General features: G+C 53.2%; 1 rRNA gene. It reads left to right on the top strand.

Annotated elements, in window-relative coordinates:
• Positions 1-1,035: ribosomal RNA gene (locus RH89_RS15425) — 23S ribosomal RNA — on the top strand; the annotation flags it as partial.
• Positions 1,036-1,067 lie beyond the last annotated feature (32 nt).

Below are 1,067 nucleotides of genomic sequence, written 5' to 3'. Positions count from 1 at the left end.
CGGACGAAGCTCTTGATCGAAGCCCCGGTAAACGGCGGCCGTAACTATAACGGTCCTAAGGTAGCGAAATTCCTTGTCGGGTAAGTTCCGACCTGCACGAATGGCGTAATGATGGCCACGCTGTCTCCACCCGAGACTCAGTGAAATTGAAATCGCTGTGAAGATGCAGTGTACCCGCGGCTAGACGGAAAGACCCCGTGAACCTTTACTACAGCTTGGCACTGAACATTGAACCTACATGTGTAGGATAGGTGGGAGGCTTTGAAACGCAGTCGCCAGATTGCGTGGAGCCGTCCTTGAAATACCACCCTTGTAGCTTTGATGTTCTAACTTGGCTCCCTTATCGGGAGTGAGGACAGTGCCTGGTGGGTAGTTTGACTGGGGCGGTCTCCTCCCAAAGAGTAACGGAGGAGCACGAAGGTGGGCTAAACACGGTTGGACATCGTGTGGTTAGTGCAATGGCATAAGCCCGCTTGACTGCGAGAATGACAATTCGAGCAGGTGCGAAAGCAGGTCATAGTGATCCGGTGGTTCTGAATGGAAGGGCCATCGCTCAACGGATAAAAGGTACTCCGGGGATAACAGGCTGATACCGCCCAAGAGTTCATATCGACGGCGGTGTTTGGCACCTCGATGTCGGCTCATCACATCCTGGGGCTGAAGTCGGTCCCAAGGGTATGGCTGTTCGCCATTTAAAGTGGTACGCGAGCTGGGTTTAGAACGTCGTGAGACAGTTCGGTCCCTATCTGCCGTGGGCGTTGGAAGATTGAAGGGGGCTGCTCCTAGTACGAGAGGACCGGAGTGGACGAACCTCTGGTGTTCGGGTTGTCATGCCAATGGCATTGCCCGGTAGCTAAGTTCGGAATCGATAACCGCTGAAAGCATCTAAGCGGGAAGCGAGCCCTGAGATGAGTCTTCCCTGATACTTTAAGTATCCTGAAGGGTTGTTCGAGACCAGAACGTTGATAGGCAGGGTGTGTAAGCGTTGTGAGGCGTTGAGCTAACCTGTACTAATTGCCCGTGAGGCTTAACCATACAACACCCAAGGGGTTTTGAGTGGACTCAGA

The organism is Vibrio nigripulchritudo ATCC 27043, from assembly GCF_000222685.1.
GTDB classification, from domain to species: domain Bacteria; phylum Pseudomonadota; class Gammaproteobacteria; order Enterobacterales; family Vibrionaceae; genus Vibrio; species Vibrio nigripulchritudo.
This window is presented reverse-complemented; position numbering and strand designations above follow the sequence as displayed.